The organism is Moraxella catarrhalis (assembly GCF_001632285.1).
Taxonomy (GTDB): Bacteria; Pseudomonadota; Gammaproteobacteria; order Pseudomonadales; family Moraxellaceae; genus Moraxella; species Moraxella catarrhalis.
Genome location: NZ_LWAH01000001.1, coordinates 85,378 through 110,944, shown reverse-complemented (window position 1 = coordinate 110,944; position 25,567 = coordinate 85,378). Strand labels below are relative to the sequence as shown.

The following is a 25,567-nucleotide window of genomic DNA, read 5'->3' as shown; positions in this document are numbered from 1 at the left end:
CCATCAAAACTTTCAGGCAGTCTTGACCAAATCTCAAAGAAAATTAACATAAAACTAGTGACATTTTACTGTGCAATATTGTACACTAAGACTATTGAGCCGACTTGATACAGTCGGTATATGATGATAAGGAAGATGATATGACAGACATATTAGATACGATGACGCACCGTATTTTGGTGGTAGATGACGATGCTCGGCTACGAACACTGTTGCAACGCTTTTTGGAAGATGATGGTTATGTGGTGCGTGTTGCACATGATGGTAAGCAGATGGATAAACTCATCGCGCGTGAGATGTTTTCTTTGATTGTTTTAGATTTAATGCTCCCTGACGAAGATGGCATCGCAATTTGTAAGCGTCTGCGTGCAGAAAATTCAAGCATTCCCATCATCATGCTCACCGCCAAAGGCTCTGATGCGGATCGCATTGCAGGACTTGAAGCAGGTGCTGATGACTATTTGCCAAAACCGTTTAACCCAAAAGAGCTGCTTGCACGTATCAAAGCGGTATTGCGTCGCCAAAATAGAGAACTGCCAGGCGCCCCAAGCCAACAAGTAGAAGTGGTAGAGTTTGGACCTTGGACACTGGATTTATCCACACGCACTCTCAAACGAGATGGTAATGTCGTTACCTTAACTACTGGTGAGTTTAGTGTTTTAAAAGCTTTGGTTCAGCATCCAAGAGAGCCTTTGACTCGTGATAAGCTCATGAATCTTGCGCGTGGTCGTGAGTGGGGTGCGATGGAGCGTTCTATTGATGTTCAGGTATCTCGCCTACGCAGATTGATCGAAGACAATCCTTCTCAAGCTCGCTATATCCAGACGGTTTGGGGCGTGGGCTATGTATTTGTGCCAGATGGTGCTGAAGGCTGATTAGCACATATGCCATAATGGGACAGTTTCGTCCCATCTTTATTTCATTGATAAGTCAAAATAACCATGAGACCGATTCATCAAATTCCAACCACGCTTGTTACAGGCTTTCTTGGTGCTGGCAAAACCACGCTCATCAACGCCCTAATTACTCATAAATCCCACCAAAGATGGGCGCTACTGCTGAATGAATTTGGTCAAATTGGTATAGACAGTGCGCTTGTGACCGATGATGACATCGCCATCAAGGAAGTTAATGGCGGTTGCATCTGTTGCACAGGTCAACTGCCCTTGCAAGTTGCACTTGTCAGGCTCATTAATGAGCATCATCCTGATCGCCTAATTATTGAGCCGACAGGGCTTGCACACCCCAATGAGCTGTTAGATCAGCTGTCTGAACCACATTGGCAAACCACGCTTACGCTCAATGCCGTCATCTGTGTACTCAGCGCACCTCAGTGGCAACAAGAAAAATATCGCACTCATGATGGCTATATTGCCCATGTGCGTCACGCTGATATTGTTGCCATCAATCGCCATGATACACTCACAGATCATGAACGGCAGGCTTTAAGAGCGTGGATCAAAAGCATCAATGAGCATGCTGTCATCATCGATGAGGCACCTTTAAACCAAGAAATTGCTGAAATATTATTAACCACGCCACATAACGCTCAAAAGACGACTTGGCGGATTCGTTTGACAGCGTCAAACTCAATGATAACTCAAGCCACCGACAAAACTGCCAAGGAGTTAAATGATTTACCTTATCGGTATCATGAGCGACGAGCAGCACATCAAGTGGGCGGGTGGCGACTGCCTAGCACATGGCAATTTGATAGTTATCATCTACAAAAGTGGCTGTTATCTCGTCCGAATTATTTACGCATCAAGGGGGTTGTGCATACTTTAGAAGGCTGGCTTTTAATCAATATTACCCCCGAGAGTATCAATATCACAGACACCACCGCCCGAGATCACAGTAAGATTGAGCTGATATTTGAGGAAAAAAATGCCAAAGATGATGACTGTTGGCAAGTTTGGGATCGTGAATTGATGGATTTGGCGTAAACTGTGCATGACACTACTTAATAACAAGCAAAATTAATAACGAGCAAAAAAATACCTTGCATCAGCAAGGCATTTTAAGTATTGATATCATTAGCCATAATGGGCGTATTTTGGATCTGCCGCTGCTGTAAATAGCACATCAGTCGATGAATTAAGTGCCGTTTCGGCAGAGTCTTGTACCACGCCGATGATAAAGCCGATAGCAACCACTTGCATGGCGATATCATTTGGAATGTTAAATAAATTACACGCCAAAGGAATCAATAAAAGCGATCCGCCCGCCACGCCAGAAGCGCCACACGCTGACAAACTGCCGACAATCGCCAACAGTACCGCTGCACCAAAGCTAACCTCAATCCCTAAAGTGTGTGCTGCCGCTAAGGTTAAAATATTAATGGTAATCGCAGCACCCGCCATATTAATCGCCGAACCCAAAGGAATACTTACCGAATAAGTATCTTCGCTTAGACCCAATTTGCGTGCAAGGTTCATATTTACAGGGATATTCGCTGCTGATGAGCGTGTAAAAAATGCCGTCACACCAGACTCACGCAAGCAGGTGAATACTAAAGGATAAGGATTTTTGCGTGTCATCACCGCAACGATGATGGGATTTATCACCAAAGCAATAAACAGCATCGAGCCGACCAGTACCGCCAATAATCGTGCATAGCCCACCAGTGCTTGAATACCAGTTTCTGCCACAGTTGACGCCACCAGACCCAAAATCCCAAACGGTGCCAACGCAATAATCCATTTAACCACACTGGTTACCGCCATACCCAAATCTGACACCACGTGCAAAGTGGTCTCTGTGACATGGCGAAGCGCAAGACCAATCAGCACCGCCCAAGTCAAAATCCCCATATAATTGGCATTGGCCAATGATGCCACAGGGTTGGCAACCAAATTCATCACAAGATTGGTTAAAACTTCACGCAAGCTTTGGGGTGCAGCTTGCTCAATGCTTTCGATATTATTTAAGACCAGTTCTGTTGGGAACATAAAACTTGCACCTACAGCGACCAATGCTGCCGAAAATGTACCCACCAAATAAAGAAAAATAATCGGTTTAATACGACTGTCTGCACCGATACGCTGATTTGAAACCGCTGCCAATACCAACACAAACACCAGTATTGGTGCAACTGCCTTAAGTGCACCTACAAAAATTGAGCCCAAAATACCCAAACTTAAGCCAAAAGATGGGGCAACCACCCCAATTATCGTCCCAATCACCAGTGCCAACACAATCAGTGGCACCAAACCCAGACGCAAATAAGCATCTACAATTGAACGCATAATCACTCCTAAAATGACAAGAATCTATTCATCGTGCTTTGATTAATTCTTACTGGTCTAACAGCTTACTTTTACAGAATAAAAACTCATCTTCAGTAATAACACCTGTTTGTCTAAGATAAGCCAGCTTAGCCAATTCATTAGCCAGTGAGTCAGGCATTTCTTCAGCCCTGTCTCGTCTATCAAAGTTAATAAAAGAGATGTTATTTTTAATAATCCGTACTCCCCAATAAATGAGAATAAAGAAAAGTACAACAAAAATGAATTCCTCACTTATAACACCAAACACAATTAAAAGAATCGTGATGACCAAAGCTATTCTGTCTTTTTTACTGATGTCCATGTATCTGCCCACCCAAACCATAAAAGATATAACATAAACCAAAACAAAAAGACCAGTCAAGTCACTGGTTTGTATTTGTTACAAAAAAGTTTATCTCTTAATAAATATCTCACCAGTTTATGTTGTTTTTATTGATAAACTTCTTATGTTTTACTGCGTTTAACAGATAATTTATTATCCTTATTGACATAAATCAGATTAAATGCAATCCGAGTAAGTAATACCTGATTTGCCTTTTTATGACTATACTTAAGAAAATGGTAAGTATGTTTTTAAGTGGATGTAACAAATTTTTGTTTTGCTGTAGGCATATTCTTTATCAAAGCCCAAAAGCTTATCAAACTTTAGAAAAATCCAGCTCAAAACCAGATTCAAATGCCATGGGTTTGTTGGTAATAGGGTCGGTGAATGATAAGTGCTTAGCCAAAAGCTGTAATGGTTTATCAAAATCATCCTTAGCACAATGCATCACTTTTGGATAAAAACTATCGTGGGCGATGGGTATGCCCAAATAATTTAGGTGCACTCTGAGCTGATGCAGCTTGCCCGTTGTTGGTTTTAGCTCATATTTTGCCCATTTGCCATCTTCACTGACCGCTAAGATATCAATATCAGTATGTGTATTAGGCTCGCCGATACCAACCGCCATGGTATAAAACGGCTCACCTCGCACCAAGGGCAGCGAGACTTGTAAAGGGAATTGATGTGCCTGAGTCATCGGTGCGATGGCGTGATAAATTTTATTGATTTGTCTGTCGTTAAACAGTGATTGATAAGCACGGCGTGATTCACAAGTCTTGGTAAAAATCATCAGCCCAGCCGTCTGTTTATCCAAGCGATGTGCGGGTGAAAGATGGGGATTGCCTGTGGTTTGTTTTAGGCGTGTTAGTAGTGTTTGTTGCACATAGCCACCTGCTGGTGATACCATCAAAAAATGCGGTTTATCCACCACCAGCAGTGTTTGGTCTTCATAAATGATGTGATGCTCAAACGGTACAACAACCTCATCGCAAAGATGGCGATAGTAAGTGATGGTCATACCATGCTGATAGGGGCTATTTAAGTCAAGCACCCTGCCATCAATATCTTTGACCAGTCCATCATTAAATCGCTTTTGCCAAACTGCTGTACCGATATGATGAAATTTTTTGCACACATACTCAAAAATTGTCAATGGTGCATCTTTTATCTTAGGTAAATACAGTTTGCTTGGTGAGATGCCCTGACGCATCATTAAGACGCATGATGAATACAATAAGGCGTATAAGGCACAGTTTTTAGGCGGTTTTCGTTAATCGGTTCACCACATTCAACACAGCTGCCGTATTCTCCTTGCTCAATACGGCGTAATGCACCATTGACCTGTGTCAGTCCTTGCTCGGCCTCAATCAATAATGCCTTACGCATTTCATCACGACTGGCAGCAACTGCTTGATCATCCCAGTGCTGCTGGAGCTGGTCTTTGGGGTTTGAGATATGATCGCTGATTTTATCAATTCTTGATTGATATTCTTTTTTGAGTGCTAATAAGTCTTGTTTGTAAGCATCAAGATTTTGCATGGTAACCCCCAGCGTTGGTATAAAACAAATTTTTAATTTTCTTTACGCTTTCATTATTCATGAATTCATCACAAAAGGCAATAGTTGGTTAGATTTTTCACCCCATTTCACTGATGAAAATGGATAAATCAAGCCTATTATCTGTAATTTTGATGAAAATTGATTAAAATAACCATACCAAACTCTGCCAAATCATAAAGTTTTTAAATGATTAAAACCCATACCAATTTTGTAAGCAATATCTTACAAACATTGATGACATTTGCCACTATTTTAACCTAATAAATTTGGGCATAATATAGCCCAACAGCAAAGGATAATAGGTACAGGTAAGTACCAACGCTAGGATAGCATGGCTGTTACAAGGATAACCATAGGGAAATATGCAATGATTGCGTACAAAAAACCACAAGCCAAAACTTGTGGTTTTTTGTGATTGGTGTTTATGCTCATCTAAGTTTGCTCAACGATTGCATAAACGCCCAAGCTCTCTACAAAAGTCTCTAGAACTTTTTGCTCAACTTCAATCGTCATACGCACATCCGTTTTATAGTCAACCTTCAAAATACGACCACCGACTTGATGAATCAAATAACGCACTTGTGCTTCATGTGCAAAACTTATTTTTAACTTGACAATCTGATAGGCGATAAATGCTTTTAATACCATCTTATCTACCGCCATCTGAGCTGCTGCTGCATAGGCTCGGGTCAGACCACCAGCACCAAGTTTAATACCGCCAAAATAACGCACGACAATGATAATACAATTACCAATTGCCTTATGTTGTAAGACGCTTAAAATCGGTCTGCCTGCTGTGCCATTGGGTTCGCCATCATCATCAAAACCTGCACTGGTGGTATTGTGCGGATTTCCGATAATATAGCCATAACAATGATGGCGGGCATCTAGATAGCGGGTACGCAAATTTTGTACATGGCTCATTGCCTGCTCACGAGTACTAATGGGATAAGCAAAAGCCAAAAATTCGCTTTTTTTGATTTCGTATATTGCCTCACACGGCTTACTTAAAGTTTGGTAAGTCACAACCTATCTTCCATACAATGATACGCCATTTTCCCATATTTTGCCCTTTTGTACAATTTGGCGAAATCTTAGCCAACATCAAAACTACAAAGATACCAATCAAAATGTGCTAAAATCAGGCAAATTAAACCCACACAGTTCAAATAACTTGAATGAATGAGACCATATATGCGTTTGGATAAATTTTTAAGCAAAGCCACAGAACTGTCACGCAAAGATGCCAAAAAAGTTCTTCATGCTGGTGAAATTACTGTCAATGGCACCATCATCAAAGACTCAAGTCATCATGTTGATTTGGCAAATGATGAGATACTTTGGGCAGGTGAAGCACTATCGGTTGCTGATGGCAATCGATATATTTTGCTGTATAAGCCTGATGGTTTTGAATGCACCTTAAAGCCCAAAGAATACCCCATGGTAACTGACTTAATTGCGGTACCTGAGGTAGCCAATCTGCGTATCGCAGGGCGGTTGGATGTTGATACGACAGGCGCACTGCTATTGTCAGATGATGGTGCGTGGTTGCATCGTGTGACCAGCCCCAAACGCCATCAGCCCAAACAGTACCAATTAACACTTGCTGATGCGATGGATAAAGATGCTCAAGCATATGCCATCAAACAAATTGCCAACGGCATTTTATTAGAAGGCGAAACAGAAAAAACCCGCCCAGCTGTCTTGTCTTTTATTGATGAGACGCATGCTGTGCTGACACTTACCGAGGGTAAATATCATCAAGTCAAACGCATGATGGCATACTTTGGTAATAAAGTTATCAAGCTGCACCGTGCCAGCATTGGTCATATTTCACTTGAAGGGCTTCAGATGGGTGAATGCCGCTTTTTAACGCCAGATGAGATTAATCAATTTTAAGTTGGTCTGTACTATGATGAAGATAATTTTTCGTGGCACATTGGCAATCATGCTATTTGTGTCATCTTTTAGCACGCTTGCTTTAGCCAATAGCCCAGAGACACACACCACGCAAATTCAGACACGGCTTGCCAGTGCAGGGCTTGCCACACCTGTCGTTAAGGTGACCCAAAGTGCTGTGCCTAAACTGTGGCAAATTACTTTGGCAGATGGCAATCATTTACTGATCAGTGAAGATTTAGATTACATCATTCAAGGTAAACCCAGTGCCAACCCAAGCCCTGCCACGCCCATCGATGCCGCCACTCAGACCGCTCTTCCCATCGGTACGCCCATCACACCAGAACACCGTACCGCCTTATTAAAAAATATGAGTGCCATGCATGATATGACAGAGGCTGTTTTTTATCATACTGGTATCCAAGGCGTGCTGTGGGGCATTTCAGGACAAGGCGACACCACCTTTTTAATCAGCAGTGATGGGCGTTATCTGATGGATGGTGCGATGGCCAGCATCAAAAATGCACAATTTTCAGAATATGGCTTGGTATTTGAAGCGGCCAAAAATCGCCATATTTTAGGGGAATTATCTGATAAAGATTTGGTCATTTATCCTTCAAAAACTCGTGAAAAATCAGTACTTTATATTGCAAGTGATATCAATTGCCCTTATTGTAAAATCCTACACGAACGCATCGATGAGCTGAATCTTCAAGGTGTTACCATCAAAATTATCGGCTATCCCATTTATGATGAATCACGACTGCCTATGAATCATATTTGGTGTACGACAGACAACGCCAAGCGTGCCGCCCTGCTATCTGCTGCAATGAAAGGCATTATCCCAAATAGCCAAGCCCAATGCCAACACAACCCAAATCCACTATCTGCCATCCAAAAACAGGTAATGCCACTTGCCATCATGGGTACGCCAGCGGTTTTTGATGCCCAAGGCAGAGAATTTACAGGTGATTTATCCAACCATGAAATTTACCAATTTTTAAACCTTCGCTAAGTTTGCTTGGCCAACGGTGCCAAGCTGATTGAACCAAAAGTTTTATTCATCTTTTTGGCACAGAGATTTACTAAAAAACCAAGTGTTTCACATGAAACACTTGGTTTTAAGTATTAGCCATCATCAGTTAAATACCCAACAAATGACCATTGATTTTATTACTTTTTTGAGTTCATGGCTTGATAAATGGGGGCATCAACTCCATATTGAGGCATATTTTTGTACTTTTTATGGATTTTGACATGAGTAAAGACTTTTATAGCATTCTGGGTGTCGATCGCACGGCTGATGAAAAAGAGATTAAAAAAGCATTTCGTAAAATTGCGATGAAATACCACCCTGATCGCAACCCTGATAATCCTAAAGCCGAAGAAAAGCTCAAAGAAGCATCCAAAGCCTATGAAACGCTCAGTGATCCTGAAAAACGCGCAACCTATGACCGCATGGGACATAGTGCTTATGAACAAGGCATGGGCTCTGGTGGTTTTGGCGGGGGCTTTAGCGGTGGTGATTTTAATGACATCTTTGGCGATATCTTTGGGCAAGCCTTTGGTGGTGGTGGATTTGGAGGGTTTGGCGGTGGTAGATCCCAGCAACAAGCTCGCCAAGGTGCTAACTTATTATACAACATAACACTCACGCTTGAAGAAGCGGTCAAGGGCTGTAAAAAACAAATCAGCTATCAAACCAGCGTTTCTTGTCACACCTGCCATGGTAAAGGTGCGGTTAAAGATAGCGATGTCGTTACTTGTAGCACCTGCCATGGTCAAGGTCAGGTTCGGATGCAACAAGGGTTTTTTGTCATGCAACAAACCTGTCCCGATTGTCATGGTACAGGCAAACAAATTAAAAACCCTTGTCCAGATTGTCATGGTCAGGGCAAAACAGTTCAGCAACAAACACTTGAGGTCTCTATACCTGCTGGCGTTGATGATGGCGACCGTGTACGCTTAGCTGGTAAGGGTGAGGCAGGCGACCAAGGGATGCCAAGTGGTGATTTGTATGTTGAGGTTCGTGTTAAACCCCATGAAATTTTTACCCGAAATGGGGCTGATTTACACATGGATATCCCAATCTCAATGATTTCAGCGGCGTTAGGTGATGAAATCGAAATCCCAACCTTAGATGGCAAAGTTAAAATTAAAGTCGCTGAAGGTACGCAATCTGGCAAACTTTTGCGTGTACGAGGTAAAGGCGTTACGACCGTTCAAGGGCGTATGCAAGGTGATTTAATTTGCCGCATCCTTGTCCAAACCCCTGTCAATTTGACCAGTGAACAAAAAGATTTGTTGCGTCAATTACAAGGGACGCTTAGCACCGAAAACAGTAGCGAGCCTAAGAAAAAGGGATTTTTTGATAAAATCAAAGATGATGTCAAAGATTTGTTTGACTGATACCCAAATCACGCATCAATCAAAGCTCCGATTATTCGGGGCTTTTTTATGCATGATATTTGATAAGCCAAATTTGACAACTTAATTCATAACATTTATTATTCAAAAAATATTTAAAACAAACTTTTTGTATATAAACTATAAAACTTGGAGCATGTTTGATGGATGGCTTATTGAAATTTACCAACTTTGTCAGTAAAACATTTGCCGTTTGGGTGGTGGTCTTTGCACTGATTGCCACACAGTTTCCTGATGCATTCAAGCAGCTTGTGCCATGGATTCCCTATCTGCTTGGCATCGTCATGCTTGGCATGGGTTTGACCTTGACTTTCAAAGATTTTGGTGAAGTCACCAAAAACCCCAAGGCGGTGATTATTGGCGTTATCCTTCAATATGTCGTGATGCCAGCCATTGCCTTTTTGTTGGTTCAAGCATGTAGGCTACCACCTGATTTGGCTATCGGTGTCATCTTAGTCGGCTGCTGCCCTGGCGGCACCTCGTCAAATGTCATCACTTTTCTTGCCAAAGGCAATACCGCTTTATCAGTTGCTTGCACGACACTCTCCACACTCTTAGCCCCTATTTTGACGCCAGCTGTATTTTATTTATTTGCCAGCCAATGGCTACAAGTCGATGCAGGTGGTATGTTTGTCTCTGTGCTAAAAATGGTACTTTTGCCAGTATTCATCGGTCTTATCATCCGCTCATTATTTAAGCAAAAAGTCCAAAAAGTTAGTCAAACCATGCCTTTAATTTCTGTCATTGCCATCATACTCATTGTCTCAGCAGTCGTGGCAGTAAGTAAAGATCGCATCATTGAATCTGGTTTGTTTATCTTTTTTGTTGTCGCACTTCATAATGGATTTGGCTATTTGGTGGGCTATGCTGCTGCCCAAATCTTCAGGCTGCCGCTACACGACAGCAAAGCGGTCGCCATTGAAGTGGGTATGCAAAATTCAGGATTGGGTGCAGCGTTGGCTGCTGTACACTTTAAGATGAATCCATTGATTGCGGTGCCAAGTGCGATTTTTAGTGTTTGGCATAATATTTCTGGACCCATCTTAGCAATGATTTTTAGCCGTATGAATGACGACAAAACCACGCGTTAATTGATAAGGATTTATCCATGGACAAACACACCCAGCTCATTTGCGACCCCCGTCAAGTCCCCATGCAAATAAATAGCCTACAGCCACCTGTATACCATGCATCAACGATCGTCTTTGATAATACCAAGGCACTATTTCAAAGACACTGGCGTGATCGTTATGATTATAGCTACGGCACGCATGGCACACCGACAACTTATCTGCTGGCTGATCAAATAGCAAGGCTTGAAGGTGGCAAATATGCACTTTTGACACCCAGCGGTCTTGCTGCCATCGTGTTAGTCAATACTGCACTGCTTGGACAAGGTGATGAGGTGTGGGTAACTGAAAATATGTACAGCCCAAATCTTGAGCATCTATACGAACTACAAAAACGCTACGGCGTGGTGATTAAAATATACAACCCACTGGATGCGACAAGCTTTCAGCCAACGGCTGCCTGTAAGCTGTTATGGCTTGAGGCAGCAGGATCTGTAACGCTTGAATTTCCTGACTTACAAGGACTAATCAACATTGCCAAAAAACATCATGTTTGCGTTGCCCTAGACAGTACTTGGGGTGCAGGACTGGCTTATTCGCCATTTGATCTAAATGGTGTATCTGTGGATATTTGTGTGCATGCATTAACCAAATATCCCAGCGGTGGCGGTGATGTGCTGATGGGGAGCATCGTGACAAATGATGAAACCTTACATACAAAGCTACGACGCATGCATACACTCTTAGGCTTTAGCGTCTCAGGTGATGATTGCGCACGAGTTTATCGTAGCCTGCCAAGCTTAGCCCTACGCTACGACAAACAAAGCAAAAATGCCATCGAGCTTTTGACATACCTAAAACATGAGCCTGCTTTTGCTCAAGTACTCCACCCTGCCAATCCTGATACTTTAGGTCACCAATTTTGGCAACAAAACTGTCCAAATGGACGATCAGCGGGCCTTGTGAGCGTGGTCTTTGATAAGCGTTATTCTTGGACGGATATTTGCCGTTTTTGTGATACGCTTCAGATATTTAAATTGGGCTTTAGCTGGGGCAGTGCAACAAGCTTAGTCATGCTGTATGACCTAAGCAAAATGCGTACTTTACCACAGGCACATCTGTGCGGCCGCTATGTGGTACGGTTTTGTATTGGGCTTGAATCACCCAAGGATTTGATCGATGACATCAAAACAGCATTAGGCAGCTTAAATTATGATGAAAAATCAAAATAACCTTGCTATAATCAAGTAATTACCATCCAAACAAGGACATCGTTATGAATAAGCTTAAAATTGGCATTATGGGCGCATCAGGACGCATGGGTCGTATGCTCATCGAATCGACAATGAACCACCCAAACACCGAGCTTGGCGGGGCTTATGTACGCAGCACATCAAGCTTGATCGGCGTGGATGCTGGCGAATTCATCGGCGGTAAAAAATCAGGTGTTGTACTCTCAACACTTGACGGCTCTCAAGTTGATGTGATGATTGATTTTAGCTTACCTGAAGCCTTCGATGAAGCACTCAACCAGTGCGTTACGCACAAAATTCCGCTCGTGATGGGCGTGACAGGTCTTAGTGACGACCAAGAAGCCAAGCTTCAAGATGCCGCCAAACACATTGCCATTGTCTATGCAGGCAACTATTCAACTGGTGTTAATTTATCTCTAAACCTGCTTGCGACGACTGCCCGTGTGCTGGGTTTGGATGCTGATGTTGAAATCATTGAGCATCATCATAAACATAAAATCGATGCACCCTCAGGCACCGCATTAATGATGGCACAAGCCATTACCGAAGCACGAGGACAAAATATAACCAATGCTGCCATCTATGGTCGAAAAGGTGCTGCCAAACGCCAACGAGGAGATATTGGTATTCATGCGTTGCGTGGTGGTGAGATTGTGGGTGAGCATACCGTTGAATTTATGATGGATGGTGAGATTATCCAAATTACTCACAAAGCTCAAAATCGTGCAACTTTTGCCACAGGTGCACTAAGAGCTGCATTATGGGCAGCCCAGCAGCCTGCAGGTTTGTATGATATGCAAGATGTATTAGAGCTGAAATAGTTCATAATAAAACATAAGACCAAGAATTTTGGTCTTATGTATCACAATCTCATCATTCCTTATAAAAAACCAAAAAAATCAAGTGCAGTGCGTGGTATAAACCCCAAATCAAACTGTCTTTTTTGATAATCATAATCAACAAAGCCGATATGTCCACCATAGCGAGTATCCAGTAGTAGCACATCTGACGATACATCGGTAGGCTCTGCTGTTACGCCCAAAAACGGATCATCTTTGGCGGTAATGATTAAGGTTGGCCTTTGAATGTGGCGTAGATAAGGTAATGCAGAAGCTTGCCGATAGTAGTCATTTTTTGAGCGAAAACCATGACGCGGTGCGGTGAATGCATTATCAAAATCAGCCATACGCTTGGCAGACTTAAGCGCTGCGATCTCCTCGCTACTTAGCCGATTATCTAACGCTTTTTTGATAATGGGATTGAGTAGATAAGGCGTGTAGATATACCGACCAAGCAGGCGTTCCATGGCAATAGATGCACTTGCCAAATCCACAGGTGCAGAGACAACCACGGCACGATTTGCAATGGCATCCGAGCCATACTCACCCATATATTTTGCCAAGGCATTACCGCCAAGCGATACACCGATGGCATAAATTGTGGTAAATTGCTGTTGTAAAACTTGCAAATAATGTGCCAATTCAGCCGTATCTCCAGCATTATAAAACACCTTGCCCGATACCGCCACACCACCACAAGAGCGAAAATGCGCCACCACAAAATGCCACCCTTTGGTAGAGATATGACTTGCCAATGTGCGTGCATAATGACTTTGGCTTGAGCCTTCCATACCATGAAACAGCACCACAATGGGCGTGGTATACCTGCCATCAGCCCCTTTTTGATCATCAGCCATCACATAATCAAACGCAACATCACTTTGTGCCAGTGAGTCTTTAAGTAGCGTGCGATGATAATCAGGCGTGTTTTTGGCGATATAGCGTGGTAAAATGGTCTGCAAGTGTGCATTTCTAAGCCAAAGCGGTGGTAAAAAATCAGTTTTTGAAAATTGTACAGTCATAAAATACCTACAGAATATATAAATTATTAGTTCAATAATGATTAATTAATAGTAATAAATTATGCCATCATACAGCAAAAAGTTTTAGGTGATATTTAGATGCACAATCACATCTCCTACACTTGCCATTTGCCGAAGTCCTTGGTTTGATAGCATAATTTTTGTCGGATATTTGCCATTTGGTGGAATCGTAAGCGTCAGACCAATGGGCTTTGGTAGCACAACAGTATCGCCATTTGCTGCTTGATTAGGACTTAAAAAAATCACATAATTGATATCCAGACCTTTAACATAAATATTCACAGGCTTGGTTTGGATTCTAAGACGCACAGGCGACCCATGACACTGCACGGTGATGATGTCACCATGACTAAGCCCCGCTGGCAAGACCACCTTAAAGCGTTTGCCCTGCCAATGAATTAATATCTCGCCACCTTCGTATACCGTATGCAAACCGATCGTGCAGCTTGTATCATAGCCAAGCTTAGCAGATACATCAGTAAATCGCTGCCAGATACGCCCAAGGTGCACGGCTGCTCGCTGCGTTATTTGTGCCATGTGTTTGGTATGATGCGCATCAACGATGAGGCGATTAAATTGTTGCTTACCAAGATTCACCAAAGCTGTATTGGCAACATAACCAAACCCCTGCTTGACCTCATAAAATTTGGCACGCTGCTGCCATAACCACTGCTTTTGGCGAATGCGTGGCAGTTGCCTGTCGTACTGACGGCGTACTTTATCATCTTTTAAGATGGCATAGGCAGTATTTAGCTGATGCACCACATCCTCATCTGAGTTTGCCTGACGGTCAGGGTGATGACGCGCGATGTGTTGGCGATAAGCACGCTTAATAGTGGCAGTATCGGCATCATCAGCCACGCCAAGTAAGCGATAATAATCCTGACTATACCCTCCTTTCATGATGATCTCACCCTGACAGCTCATCTTCTAGCACTTCAAGCTCAGCCATCGCCGTCAAAAGCTGCTCTTCGATGTCATCAATTTGTGATTTTAGTGTGTTTTGATGATTGAGTTTGTCCAATAATTCTGACTTATAATCATCTTCGTACAGACGAGCATCAGACAACTCATTTTCTAAGATCGCCAATGTATCGCTCAGTTTACCAAGCCGATCCTCAAGCTTAGCGATCTGCTTTCTTAGCGGTGCTGTTTGTTCACGGATTTGGGCATTTTTCTTACGCCTATCTTCTTTACTTAGGCTGTCATGCAAGCATATCTCTTGACCAGTTGCCGTATTTGTAGATTGTTGATGAATGGATTTGTCCATTTTTTGATTGGCTTGATGCACTTTTTTGGCTTGGCGTAGATGCTCAGCATAGTCCGCCATATCCCCCACAAACTCAGTAGCACGACCATCAAAGACCAACAATAGCTCATCACACACCGACATAATCAAATCTCGATCGTGCGATACCAAAATCAATGCCCCAGCAAAATCTTGCAATGCCAACATAAGTGCATTTCGCATCTGTAGATCCAGATGGTTGGTTGGTTCATCAAGTATCAGCACATTAGGTCTTTGCCAAACAAGCAATGCCAGCATTAATCTGGCACGCTCACCCCCTGAAAATAAGCGGCTTTGGGTATCGATGCGTTCACCTTGAAACCCAAAACCACCCAAAAAGGCACGCAAATTGGCATCAGATGTCTGACCTGACAGACGCCTTAGCATTATCATGGGTGTGGCATCGTCATCTAGACTATCCATCTGATGCTGATTAAAATAGCCAAGCTGTAATGTTTCAGAGATTTTGTAGATACCATCAATGAGTGGCAACTCGCCCACCAATGCTTTGATGAGTGTGGATTTACCCGCACCGTTGGCACCCAAAATCCCCAATCGTGCATCTGGGGTGATGCGTAGATTGATCTTTGTTAGCATTGGTATACCATCATAGCCAATGGTGGCATTATCCAAATAAATCAGCGGTGATGCCATGTGTTGCGGTTCATAAAAACGAAAACTAAAGCCATTTTCTGCCATCACAGGCGACAGCTGTGCCATACGGTCAAGCTGCTTAATGCGGCTTTGGGCTTGTTTGGCCTTGGTGGCTTTGGCACGAAACCTACGAATATAATCCTCAAGATGAGCGCGCACGGCTTGTTGCTTTTCAAAGGCCTGTTGTTCTTGGGCAAGCCTTTCAGCTCGTGTACGAATAAATTGGCTATAATTACCCGTATACAGTGTGATTTGTCCTTGCTCAATATGCAAAATATGTCCGCACACTGTATCTAAAAAAGCTTGGTCATGGCTGATTAATAAAATCAGTCCCTCAAATTTTAATAACCACTCTTCAAGCCAAAAAATGGCATCCAAATCCAGATGGTTGGTTGGTTCATCAAGTAATAACACATCAGCTCGGTGCATCAGTGTCCGAGCCAAATTAAGCCTCATACGCCAACCCCCTGAGAACATGGATACTTGCTTGCTGTGGTCAGCTTCACCAAAGCCAAGTCCTGACAAAATCATCGCCGCTTTGGCAGGTGTACGATAGCCATCAATTTCCTCAAAACGCTGATACATTGGTGCAATTTGACCATCAGTTAAGCTGGTTTGATGGTTGATTTGCCAATTGAGCTGCCACCATTCTTCATCGCCTGACAGCACATAGTCTATCGCACTCATCGCTGTTGCGCTGACCTCTTGTGCCATATGAGCAATCTGCCATGACTCAGGCAAACTAATACTGCCAACATCTGTATTATGCGTACCCAAAATGGTGGCGAACAGTGTGGATTTTCCTGTGCCATTATTGCCCGTCAAGCCAATTTTTTGACCCTTGTGCAGCTGAAAATTAACATCGCTGAATAACAGTCGCCCTTCTCGACGCACCGCAACATTTTTAAATGCTATCATCACAATTCATCATATAAAATTTCAATCATTTTAGCATATTTTGCTAATTACTCTTGTAAAAATTACTCAGAGTACCTATATTAATATTATCATCACGCATAATCAGAATAATGGTTTTTATCATATGCTGTTTGGTTTTCATTGAAATCAATATCTTTGATTGTGTTTTTATGATGATGAACGATTTTATGATAACTTTAAAATAAACAAGGAAAAATATGGCACGCTTAACTGTACATACCGCCGAATCTGCCCCAGACAAAGCCAAAGAACGCGTTAGCATGGTTCAAAAAGCCAATGGCTTTATCCCAAATCTTATCGGTGTTTTGGCAAATTCACCCCAAGCACTTGAGATGTATCAAGAATTGGGCAAAATGAACAGCCGTAACAGCCTAACCGCCGAAGAAATTGAGGTAGTACAAATTACCGCTGCTGCTCATAATGGCTGTGATTTTTGTGTGGCAGGTCACACCAAAGCTGGCACCAAACTTCAGATGCCTGAAAATGTGCTAAACGCTTTGCGTGGTCGCACCGCCATCGAAGACAATGAAAAATATCAAGCCCTAGCACAATTTACCATGCAGCTAATTGACCGCCGTGGTAAGGTTTCTGATGATGAGCTTGCTGCTGTTAAGGCAGTTGGCTATAGCGATCAAAATATCCTAGATGTGGTCATGGGTGTGGCATTGGCAACTTTATGCAACTACGCCAATAATGTCGCCCAAACTGATATCAACCCTGAGCTACAAGCATTTGCACCCTAAGAGTTAATCAGCTTTACTGTATCAGCTTCGCTGTTTTGATGAATCGCTAAAAATTCATTGCTTCAGGTATTCGCCTGAAGCAATTTTTTGGACATACAAGCAAAAAAAATCCTGCCAGCCACCCTACTGCATGACTTTGCTGCCTATGTATGATTTTGACTTATATTTATTCTAATTTAGAATAAGAAAATGATCAACTTTGTGATTACAATCTAATCATTTACTCATTTTTGGTCATTTTATCGTTTGAGAAAGACATGAATCACTTGCACACTTTTTATCATGATAGCCAAGCTCTTATCAATGCTGCCATTGAGCCAATTGGGCCTTGGCAAGACAGCGGTTTACTGGATAATATTGCACAAGCATCAAAACAGTTACTTGACCCCATCGCCATCGATAAAGGTTATTACCCCACCGCTGAGATGAGTCAATTGGCAAAACTGGGGGCTTTTTCGGTACATCTGTCAGCACAAGGTGGCCGCTTTGGTAATGCCATCCTTGCGACAGCAAAAATCTCTGAAACTTGCGGTACGACAGGGTTTTTGTCATGGTGTCATCAGGTCTGTGCTTTGTATCTTGACCAGTCAGACAATCACACCTTAAAATCCGACATCCTACACCGCCACGCATTGGGTGAAAGCTTTGGGGGGACAGCACTGTCCAATCCCATGAAAACCTTTGCTAATATTGAATCGATGATTCTACGCGCACAGCGTGTCAATGGTGGCTATGTGGTGTCAGGCACGCTACCGTGGATAAGCCACATTGCACCCAATCAATATTGCGGTGCAATCGCTAGCGTCGAGCACGGTGGTCAGATTGATAAAGACATTTTTTTCTTATTATCATTTGATGAAGCGCGCAAAGACAACTGGCAGCTAAACCCTTGCCCAACATTTAGCGGTATGGAAGGTTCAAGCACTTGGCAAATCGTCTTAACTGATTACTTTGTTCCTGATGATAGCTTAATCGCTGACCCTGCCAAGCCCTTCATTGAGCGTGTGCGTGGGGCGTTTGTACTCATGCAATTGGGTATCGGTGCTGGCATTATCCAAGGGGCAATTCATGACATCACTGCGGTAGAAGTTCAGCTTGGGCATGTCAATCAATTCTTAGAAGACCAAGCAGGTGCACTACAAACCCAGCTTGATGCTTTGATTGAGCGTACTTTGGTGCTTGCCAAAACACCTTTTGAAACACACAAAGACTTTTTCTTAGAAGTGCTAGACACTCGCATCCAAGGCGCTGAGCTGTCACTGCAAGCCACCCAAGCATCACTACTGCATCAAGGTGCAAAAGGCTATCTGATGAGTGCTAACCCACAAAGGCGTATTCGTGAAGCGCACTTCGTGGCAATTGTCACGCCTGCCATCAAGCATTTACGCTACTTATCCCACCAACTACTGACTGAGAAATCTCCAAAATGAGCGATACACTTTCAAATTCAGCCAAACCAAACATGGACTCAAACGGTAACCCTACCGATGGTCGTGGTGCTTGGAAGCAATTTTTATGTCGTGCATGCGGCTGGATTTATGATGAAAAATTGGGCGATCCTGATAGCGGATTGCCTGCTGGCACGCGTTTTGAGGACATTCCTGAAGATTGGGAGTGTCCTTTGTGCGGTGTTACCAAGCGAGATTTTGAGCCATTTGTCAGCCGAGATGAAGTGGTCACCCCCTTAATTGGTCACCATAGCGAGACTGGCGTCATCGTCATCGGTGGCGGCACGGCAGGATGGACAGCCATCGAAGCGTTAAGAAAGCTAAATGAAAACTTACCCATCACCTTAATCACAAGCGATTTGGGCGATCGTTATATGAAGCCGCAGCTCTCCATCGCCATCAGCCAAAATAAAACACCCGAAACACTCATCACCAAAAAAGCTGTCGACTTAGCACAAGCTTTAAATGTGACTTTGGTTGCCCAAACATTTGTACTAAGTATTGATACTAATGAGCGTATCGTGCGTACCACGCGTGGTAATTTTAGCTATCAAAAATTAATTCTAGCGACAGGGGCGACCCCAATGCTGCCGCCGAGCCTGCCTGCTGAATATGTATGGCGTGTCAATCACATTGATATGTTTGCCAAGCTCCAAGCAAAACTCATCGCCAAACCCAATCAACATATCACCATCATCGGTGCAGGCATGATCGGTACAGAGATTGCCGAAGATATCGCCAAAGCAGGTCATCAAGTCACACTGATCAACCGTGACAGCCTACCGATGGCGGAGATTTTACCCACCATTGGTGGTGAACGCCTGCGTGATGCTCTGACAGGAATTGGTATTGATTATATTGGCAATGCTCATATCACAGACATCAAACCCCAAGATGGCGGCTATGTGATTATTTATAATGATAAAACACTCTATGCCGATGAGATTATCGCAAGTACAGGTCTTATATTAGATAATCGACTTGCCAAAGGGGCGGGCATTGATTACATTCGCTGCGGTATCGTGGTCAACCCAAAGACGCTACAAACTTCTCACCCTGCCATCTATGCCATCGGCGACTGTATCGCCATTGATGATAAGCCGTGCCGATTTGTCGCACCCTTGCGTGAACAAGCTGCCGCCATCGCACATCACATCAACGATATGGCACACGCAGGCTATCAACACAAGTCGCCTTTAATACGCCTAAAAACCAAATCCATCATCATTTCGGCGACTGGTGAAATCGAACAAGCCAAAGACTGGCAAGTACAAGAAAATACCGATGACAAGCTGATACTCACCCAAAGTAGCGACGGCGTCATCACCGCCAAAATTGAAATGAAAACATCGCCCCAAGCCAATTAAACATCAGATCAAGCACACCCACCGCCAAAGAATCATCAAAAACGGTATGTTGCTTGATTGTCTTATAAGTTGATATTTTATCATGTCAAATATTTTTCGCCCCGACGATACTGACAAGCCGCTTAATTTTGGTTGCCGCTGTGGTAACCATCGCAGCCAAAGCGAGTGTGATGACAAGTTATCTTTGGATAATCGCTTTGAAGGCGTCTCTGATCACAGCCGTATTGAGCATACCAATACTGATTTTATTGAAGCGGTGGCAATCAAAGCTTTATTTCCAGATGAGCCGACCCGTCGTGCGTTTTTTAAAACTGTCGGTAAGACAACCGCTTTAGCAGCGATTGCCAGTGTTTTGCCCATCGCAACGCTCCAAGAGGCTGCCGCCATTGACACGCTTAAGCCTGAAAAAAAGTCGGTGGATATTGGCTTTTTACCCATTTTATGCGCAACACCGCTCATTATGGCAGATCCGCTTGGTTATTATGCAGAACAAGGCATCAAAGCCAATTTATTAAAACGGGCAGGCTGGGCGTTGGTCAGAGACCAGATGATGAACCGAGAGCTGGACGCTGCACATTTTTTGGCACCGATGCCAATTGCCATCAATCTTGGACTTGGCTCAGCCAAGCAGAATATGAAAGTTGCCGCCATACAAAACACGAACGGTCAAGCACTCGTTATGGCGCTTAAGCATAAAAATAACCGCAATCCCAAAAACTGGAAAGGTATGACTTTTGCCATTCCGTTTGAGCACAGTATTCATAATTATCTGCTACGCTACTTTTTAGCCGAGCATGGGCTAGATCCTGATAAAGATGTCAAACTGCGTTTAACGACGCCACCTGATATGATCGCCAATCTCAAAGCAGGTAATATTGATGGGTTTTTTGGTCCTGAGCCGTTCAATCAGCGTGCGGTTTGGGATAAGGCGGGCTATATCCATACCCTAAGTCGAGATATTTGGAATGGTCACCCATGCTGCTCGTTTGGGACATCTCAAAGCTTCATTAATGATTATCCCCAAACTTTTTTGGCGATGTATCGTGCCATCATTAAAGCCAATGTGATGGCAAATAAACCAAGTATTCGTAAAGACTTATCCAAACTGCTCTCACCTGCCAATTATCTTAATCAACCTGAACTGGTGCTACGCCAATCTATCATGGGGCGTTTTGCTGATGGTGTGGACACCATCCAAGATGTGCCTGATCGCATGGGATTTGATGTGATGCCGTGGCACTCAGTAGCAGCTTGGATGATGACTCAGATGAAGCGGTGGGGCTATATAACAGGCAACATCAATTATCAAGATATCGCAAATCAGGTATTTATGCTCACGGATGCCAAAAAACAAATGCAAGCCATGGGCTACACGGTCAAAGACGATGAGCCAAAAATTACCGTGATGGGTAAGCAATTTAATGCTACCGATCCTGATGCATATTTGGACTCATTTGCCATCGGACACAAATCCACAGGGAGATTACATGGCACATAAATCTTTATCGACCAAAGCCAAAGGCTATCTATTATCACTGCTCATTGTCTTGAGTGTGATTGGCATTTGGCACACCGCTACCCTACCCAAACAAATCACCGCACCCACCGATCCTTTGCGTCTAGAGTATCGTATTTTGATGGGTGATATACCTGAATTTACCAAGCCTGGGGCGATTGTCGCTATCCAAAAAAGCGAATTTCCAAGCCCAACAGAGTTTGCTAAGACTGCATGGGTGCATATCTCTGACCCATTTTATGACAAGGGATTGAATGATAAAGGCATTGGCATACAGCTTGGTTACTCCATTGGGCGGGTGTTGCTTGGATTTTTCTTGGCGATGATTGTAGCGATTCCTTTGGGTTATGCCATTGGTATGTCACCTGTGCTTGGCAGTGCTGCCACGCCTTTTGTTCAGATCTTAAAGCCCATCTCACCATTGGCGTGGATGCCGATTGCGCTTTATACGATTAAAGACTCTAACGCATCAAGCATTTTTGTGATTTTTATTTGTTCTATTTGGCCAATGCTTACCAATACAGCCTTTGGTGTGGCATCAGTACGCCGAGAGTGGCGTAATGTCGCCAAGACGCTTGAGCTTAGCCCACTAAAGACCGCCACCAAAATTGTCATCCCTGCCGCAGCTCCCACCATCGTCACAGGCATGCGGATTTCTATGGGGATTGCTTGGCTTGTGATTGTGGCAGCCGAGATGCTTGTCGGTGGCACAGGAATTGGCTATTTTGTGTGGAATCAGTGGAATAATTTATCACTTGCCAATGTGATTTTTGCGGTGCTGCTCATTGGTCTTATGGGCATGATTTTGGATATGTTGTTTGCAATATTACAAAAAAAGGTGAGTTATGTTGAATAATCAAACCGCTTCACCACTCATTCAGGTTAATGCACTCACCAAACGCTACGGTGATGGCGAAAATATTTTTGAAAATGTGAATTTTAATATCCAAAAAAACGAATTCATCTGCCTTATCGGTCATTCAGGCTGCGGTAAATCCACCATCTTAAATGCCCTAGCAGGGCTTGAGGTAGCAAGCTTTGGCGAGATTTTGATGTATGATAAGCCAGTCACCCAACCTTCACTTGAGCGTGGTGTGGTGTTCCAAAGTCATGCACTACTGCCTTGGCTTACGGTCGGTAAGAACATCGGTTTTGCACTTAAAGCCAAAACCCCAAATTTATCAGTCGCCGAGACAAACCGTCAAATCGACTTTTATTTGGGCATGGTTGGACTTGCCAAAGTCAAAGACAAAAAACCAAGCCAATTATCAGGCGGTATGAAGCAGCGTGTGGGCATTGCGCGCGCTTTTGCGACAAAACCTGAACTTTTGCTGATGGATGAGCCTTTTGGGGCGCTTGATGCACTCACCCGTGGCGTCATCCAAGATGAGCTTGTCAATATTGTTGCAGACACCCATCAGACGGTATTTATGATTACTCATGACATTGATGAGGCGATTTTACTTGCTGATCGCATTTTTTTGATGAGCAATGGTCCACGGGCATTTTTGGCAGAAATTGTTGAAAATACCATTCCCAAACCACGTCATCGTGATAGTATCCATCACCATCATCAATATTACAAAATCCGCAATCATTTGCTTGATTTTTTGGTACATCGCAGTCGGGCATTGCAGCAGTCGCCTGAGCGTCCCAAAAGACCCAAAGTGATTAATTTTAATCATGCTGAGTGGGATGGGCTATAAATCATAATTTGACCAACCACGGGCTTTGACCACTCAACAACTTTGACAGAATTTATCAATTAAGGTTTATTTTTACCCTTAAAACCTTGTATAATCATCAGTTGGTCTTATTTAAATAGACACTCTTTTTACTTGATAAGGTTCATATGAATACAGGTCTTACCCTCACAAATAAAGCCGCTGCCAAGCTCGCCAAGCTCAAACATACCGAAGGCAATGACGCCTTAATGTTGCGTGTCTATGTGACGGGCGGCGGCTGTTCGGGGTTTAGCTATGGGTTTGATTTTGCCGAAGAATTGGGCGATGATGATACCACTTTTGATAATGGTTCAGAGATTTTGGTCGTGGATTCTTTAAGCTATCAATATTTGGTCGGCTCAACCATTGACTACACCGAAGGCTTAGAAGGCTCTCGCTTTATTGTCAATAACCCAAGTGCGACCACGACTTGCGGTTGTGGCTCATCATTTTCTATCTAGTCACTTGACAGCGATCAGTCACTGTGCCATCTTTTTGGTGGCACGACTGTAAGCTTTGTACAAATAATTTTGCCAACAAAGACGCTTGGACTTATAATATACTCATCGTGCTTTTAATTTGGCACCTCATCATCAATCAAGTATCTGCCATGACATCTACCTTTACACTCCCTTTTTGGTTTAAACCCAGTCTTGTTGCAGGGATGCAGCGTGGTATCGAAAAAGAAGGCTTAAGAATGCAGCCTGACGGCTATTCTGCCAAGACCTTTCATCCTGCCAAACTTGGCTCTAAGCTGACACATCCTTATATCACGACCGATTATTCTGAAAACCTGCTTGAGCTGATTACCAAGCCCATGCCATCAATTAAACAAGCACTTGATATGCTGCGTGATTTGCATGTTTTAGTGCATCGCAGTTTAGAAAATGATGAACTGATGTGGCCGTTATCCATGCCTTGTATGACCTCTGATACCGACAGTGATATTCCATTGGCGGACTATGGCTCGTCAAATATCGGTAAACTCAAAACGCTGTACCGCTCAGGGCTTGGGGTACGCTATGGCCGTAAAATGCAAACGATTGCAGGCTTGCATTATAATTTATCCGTCGGCGATGATTTATTTGGTGTATGGCAACATGCCGAGGGTGCAAAGGATTTAACCGCCTTTAAAAATGATAAATACTTGGCATTGATTCGCAATTTTAAGCGCCTGACACCTTTGGTACTATATTTGCTTGGTGCAAGCCCTGCGGTATGCGGTACTTTTGTGAGCGGTCGCCAGCATAATTTGATACCACTTGGTACAACTTGTAGCTACCATCAGCCAAACGGTACAAGCCTGCGTATGGGTAAGCTTGGTTATACCAATAGCGCCCAAGAGGATTTGGATATTCGCTATAATCATTTGGACGAATATATTAAAGGCCTGCAAGCAGCCATTGGAACGCCTTATGCTGATTTTGAAGCCATCGGCGTGGACGACGCTCATGGCGTACCCATTCAGATTAACAACCACATTCTACAAATTGAAAACGAATATTACAGCCCCATCCGCCCGAAACAAACTGCCACAGCTTCTGAGACACCCACGCAAGCACTGCAAGCACGAGGAATCGCTTATGTAGAATTTCGTGCCATTGACCTTGACCCTTATTCTGATATTGGGATTACAAGCGTAACGGCGTGTTTTTTGGAGATTCTGGCATTGTATTGCTTATTTACCGACTCGCCTTATCTCATGCCAGAAGAAGAAAAACGCCTAAATCAAAATATTGATATTGTCGTCAATCATGGCAGACAAGCAGGCATCGCCATTGATACTGATTTTGGTAAAGAAAATCTACATGATTGGATTATCCATCACTTAACCCAAATGCAGACCATCGCCGATGCGTTTGATGCACATCATGGCAGTAACCAGTACCGCACTGCCTTGACAATGATGCAAGGCAAAGCAATCAATCCAGATTTTACCTTATCAGCACAAATCATTGCCGATTCACACCGTGTGGGTGGCACCTGGGCGTTAGGTAAATTACTGGCTCAAAAGCACCAAACCGAACTGTTATCCCATACACTAAGTCGTGTTGATGAGGCTGAGTTTGATGAGCTTGCACGCACCTCCTTGATTGAACAAGCCCAGCTGGAAGCTACTGATACGATAGGATTTTATGACTATCTAAAAGCCTACCGCTGAAGCATAAAACATGAAAGGGTTGGT

Annotated in this window: 24 protein-coding genes; 16 read left to right on the top strand and 8 right to left on the bottom strand. The window is 43.4% G+C overall.

The features are described 5' to 3' along the window. Nucleotides 1–140: 140 nt before the first annotated feature. A complete protein-coding gene (gene ompR / locus A4U55_RS00485; protein WP_003662120.1) occupies nucleotides 141–875 on the top strand; it encodes an osmolarity response regulator transcription factor OmpR in 735 nt (244 codons plus the stop codon). A gap of 66 nt (nucleotides 876–941) precedes the next feature. Beyond that, complete coding sequence (locus tag A4U55_RS00480; protein ID WP_003662122.1) at nucleotides 942–1,946, top strand: CobW family GTP-binding protein; 1,005 nt, start codon at nucleotides 942–944, stop codon at nucleotides 1,944–1,946. Between the two features lie 90 nt (nucleotides 1,947–2,036). Here the strand turns inward: A4U55_RS00480 and sstT are convergent, their stop codons facing one another. The 5 genes from sstT to A4U55_RS00455 all read right to left on the bottom strand — a co-directional run bounded on the left by sstT (nucleotide 2,037) and on the right by A4U55_RS00455 (nucleotide 6,198). Next, complete coding sequence (sstT, locus tag A4U55_RS00475; RefSeq protein ID WP_003667317.1) at nucleotides 2,037–3,248, bottom strand: serine/threonine transporter SstT; 1,212 nt, start codon at nucleotides 3,246–3,248, stop codon at nucleotides 2,037–2,039. A gap of 49 nt (nucleotides 3,249–3,297) precedes the next feature. Continuing rightward, entirely contained in the window at nucleotides 3,298–3,591 is a 294-nt protein-coding gene (locus tag A4U55_RS00470) for a hypothetical protein (protein ID WP_003662127.1), read from the bottom strand. 337 nt (nucleotides 3,592–3,928) lie between these two features. Next, nucleotides 3,929–4,825, bottom strand: coding sequence for a pseudouridine synthase (locus A4U55_RS00465; RefSeq protein ID WP_063453884.1), 897 nt, complete (start codon nucleotides 4,823–4,825; stop codon nucleotides 3,929–3,931). Next, complete coding sequence (locus A4U55_RS00460) at nucleotides 4,825–5,151, bottom strand: TraR/DksA family transcriptional regulator (RefSeq protein ID WP_003663364.1); 327 nt, start codon at nucleotides 5,149–5,151, stop codon at nucleotides 4,825–4,827. The genes A4U55_RS00465 and A4U55_RS00460 overlap by 1 nt, the downstream gene beginning before the upstream one ends. Nucleotides 5,152–5,604: 453 nt before the next feature. After that, the gene (locus A4U55_RS00455; RefSeq protein ID WP_003670064.1) at nucleotides 5,605–6,198 is read right to left on the bottom strand and encodes a YigZ family protein; all 594 of its coding nucleotides are present in this window, start codon (nucleotides 6,196–6,198) and stop codon (nucleotides 5,605–5,607) included. A gap of 168 nt (nucleotides 6,199–6,366) precedes the next feature. Between A4U55_RS00455 and A4U55_RS00450 the strand changes: the two genes are divergently transcribed. From A4U55_RS00450 to dapB, 6 genes are all read left to right on the top strand, one after another. Next, nucleotides 6,367–7,071 (top strand): pseudouridine synthase, encoded by a 705-nt coding sequence (locus tag A4U55_RS00450; RefSeq protein WP_003662138.1) that lies wholly within the window; start codon nucleotides 6,367–6,369, stop codon nucleotides 7,069–7,071. A gap of 13 nt (nucleotides 7,072–7,084) precedes the next feature. Continuing rightward, complete coding sequence (locus tag A4U55_RS00445; RefSeq protein WP_063453927.1) at nucleotides 7,085–8,086, top strand: DsbC family protein; 1,002 nt, start codon at nucleotides 7,085–7,087, stop codon at nucleotides 8,084–8,086. Between the two features lie 242 nt (nucleotides 8,087–8,328). Next, the gene (gene dnaJ, locus A4U55_RS00435; RefSeq protein ID WP_063453882.1) at nucleotides 8,329–9,480 is read left to right on the top strand and encodes a molecular chaperone DnaJ; all 1,152 of its coding nucleotides are present in this window, start codon (nucleotides 8,329–8,331) and stop codon (nucleotides 9,478–9,480) included. Between the two features lie 161 nt (nucleotides 9,481–9,641). Beyond that, nucleotides 9,642–10,589 carry a bile acid:sodium symporter family protein gene (locus A4U55_RS00430; protein WP_063453881.1) on the top strand — a complete coding sequence of 316 codons (948 nt, stop codon included), beginning with the start codon at nucleotides 9,642–9,644 and terminating at the stop codon, nucleotides 10,587–10,589. Between the two features lie 17 nt (nucleotides 10,590–10,606). Next, a complete protein-coding gene (locus A4U55_RS00425) occupies nucleotides 10,607–11,800 on the top strand; it encodes a PLP-dependent transferase (protein WP_003670065.1) in 1,194 nt (397 codons plus the stop codon). 44 nt (nucleotides 11,801–11,844) lie between these two features. Then, entirely contained in the window at nucleotides 11,845–12,642 is a 798-nt protein-coding gene (gene dapB / locus A4U55_RS00420; RefSeq protein ID WP_004461150.1) for a 4-hydroxy-tetrahydrodipicolinate reductase, read from the top strand. A gap of 59 nt (nucleotides 12,643–12,701) precedes the next feature. Here the strand turns inward: dapB and A4U55_RS00415 are convergent, their stop codons facing one another. The 3 genes from A4U55_RS00415 to A4U55_RS00405 form a co-directional block, all read right to left on the bottom strand. Further along, the gene (locus A4U55_RS00415; RefSeq protein WP_049156492.1) at nucleotides 12,702–13,682 is read right to left on the bottom strand and encodes a YheT family hydrolase; all 981 of its coding nucleotides are present in this window, start codon (nucleotides 13,680–13,682) and stop codon (nucleotides 12,702–12,704) included. A gap of 84 nt (nucleotides 13,683–13,766) precedes the next feature. After that, nucleotides 13,767–14,606, bottom strand: a complete 840-nt coding sequence (locus tag A4U55_RS00410; RefSeq protein ID WP_003662152.1) for a J domain-containing protein — start codon at nucleotides 14,604–14,606, stop codon at nucleotides 13,767–13,769. A gap of 7 nt (nucleotides 14,607–14,613) precedes the next feature. Continuing rightward, entirely contained in the window at nucleotides 14,614–16,563 is a 1,950-nt protein-coding gene (locus A4U55_RS00405) for an ATP-binding cassette domain-containing protein (protein ID WP_063453880.1), read from the bottom strand. Between the two features lie 218 nt (nucleotides 16,564–16,781). Here A4U55_RS00405 and A4U55_RS00400 point away from each other — a divergent pair, with 218 nt between their 5' ends. From A4U55_RS00400 to gshA, 8 genes are all read left to right on the top strand, one after another. Then, a complete protein-coding gene (locus A4U55_RS00400; RefSeq protein WP_003664196.1) occupies nucleotides 16,782–17,327 on the top strand; it encodes a carboxymuconolactone decarboxylase family protein in 546 nt (181 codons plus the stop codon). Nucleotides 17,328–17,584: 257 nt separating this feature from the next. Continuing rightward, nucleotides 17,585–18,757 (top strand): acyl-CoA dehydrogenase family protein, encoded by a 1,173-nt coding sequence (locus tag A4U55_RS00395; protein ID WP_063453879.1) that lies wholly within the window; start codon nucleotides 17,585–17,587, stop codon nucleotides 18,755–18,757. After that, the gene (locus A4U55_RS00390; protein WP_063453878.1) at nucleotides 18,754–20,142 is read left to right on the top strand and encodes an FAD-dependent oxidoreductase; all 1,389 of its coding nucleotides are present in this window, start codon (nucleotides 18,754–18,756) and stop codon (nucleotides 20,140–20,142) included. The genes A4U55_RS00395 and A4U55_RS00390 overlap by 4 nt, the downstream gene beginning before the upstream one ends. A gap of 82 nt (nucleotides 20,143–20,224) precedes the next feature. Beyond that, a complete protein-coding gene (locus tag A4U55_RS00385; protein ID WP_003662162.1) occupies nucleotides 20,225–21,640 on the top strand; it encodes a CmpA/NrtA family ABC transporter substrate-binding protein in 1,416 nt (471 codons plus the stop codon). Next, nucleotides 21,630–22,514, top strand: coding sequence for a nitrate ABC transporter permease (ntrB, locus tag A4U55_RS00380; RefSeq protein ID WP_003662163.1), 885 nt, complete (start codon nucleotides 21,630–21,632; stop codon nucleotides 22,512–22,514). The genes A4U55_RS00385 and ntrB overlap by 11 nt, the downstream gene beginning before the upstream one ends. Then, nucleotides 22,504–23,364, top strand: a complete 861-nt coding sequence (locus A4U55_RS00375) for an ABC transporter ATP-binding protein (protein WP_003662165.1) — start codon at nucleotides 22,504–22,506, stop codon at nucleotides 23,362–23,364. Before ntrB ends, A4U55_RS00375 begins: the two co-directional genes overlap by 11 nt. A gap of 146 nt (nucleotides 23,365–23,510) precedes the next feature. Then, a complete protein-coding gene (gene erpA, locus A4U55_RS00370; RefSeq protein WP_003662167.1) occupies nucleotides 23,511–23,843 on the top strand; it encodes an iron-sulfur cluster insertion protein ErpA in 333 nt (110 codons plus the stop codon). 23 nt (nucleotides 23,844–23,866) lie between these two features. Continuing rightward, nucleotides 23,867–25,543 carry a glutamate--cysteine ligase gene (gene gshA / locus A4U55_RS00365; protein WP_003662169.1) on the top strand — a complete coding sequence of 559 codons (1,677 nt, stop codon included), beginning with the start codon at nucleotides 23,867–23,869 and terminating at the stop codon, nucleotides 25,541–25,543. Nucleotides 25,544–25,567: the final 24 nt, after the last annotated feature.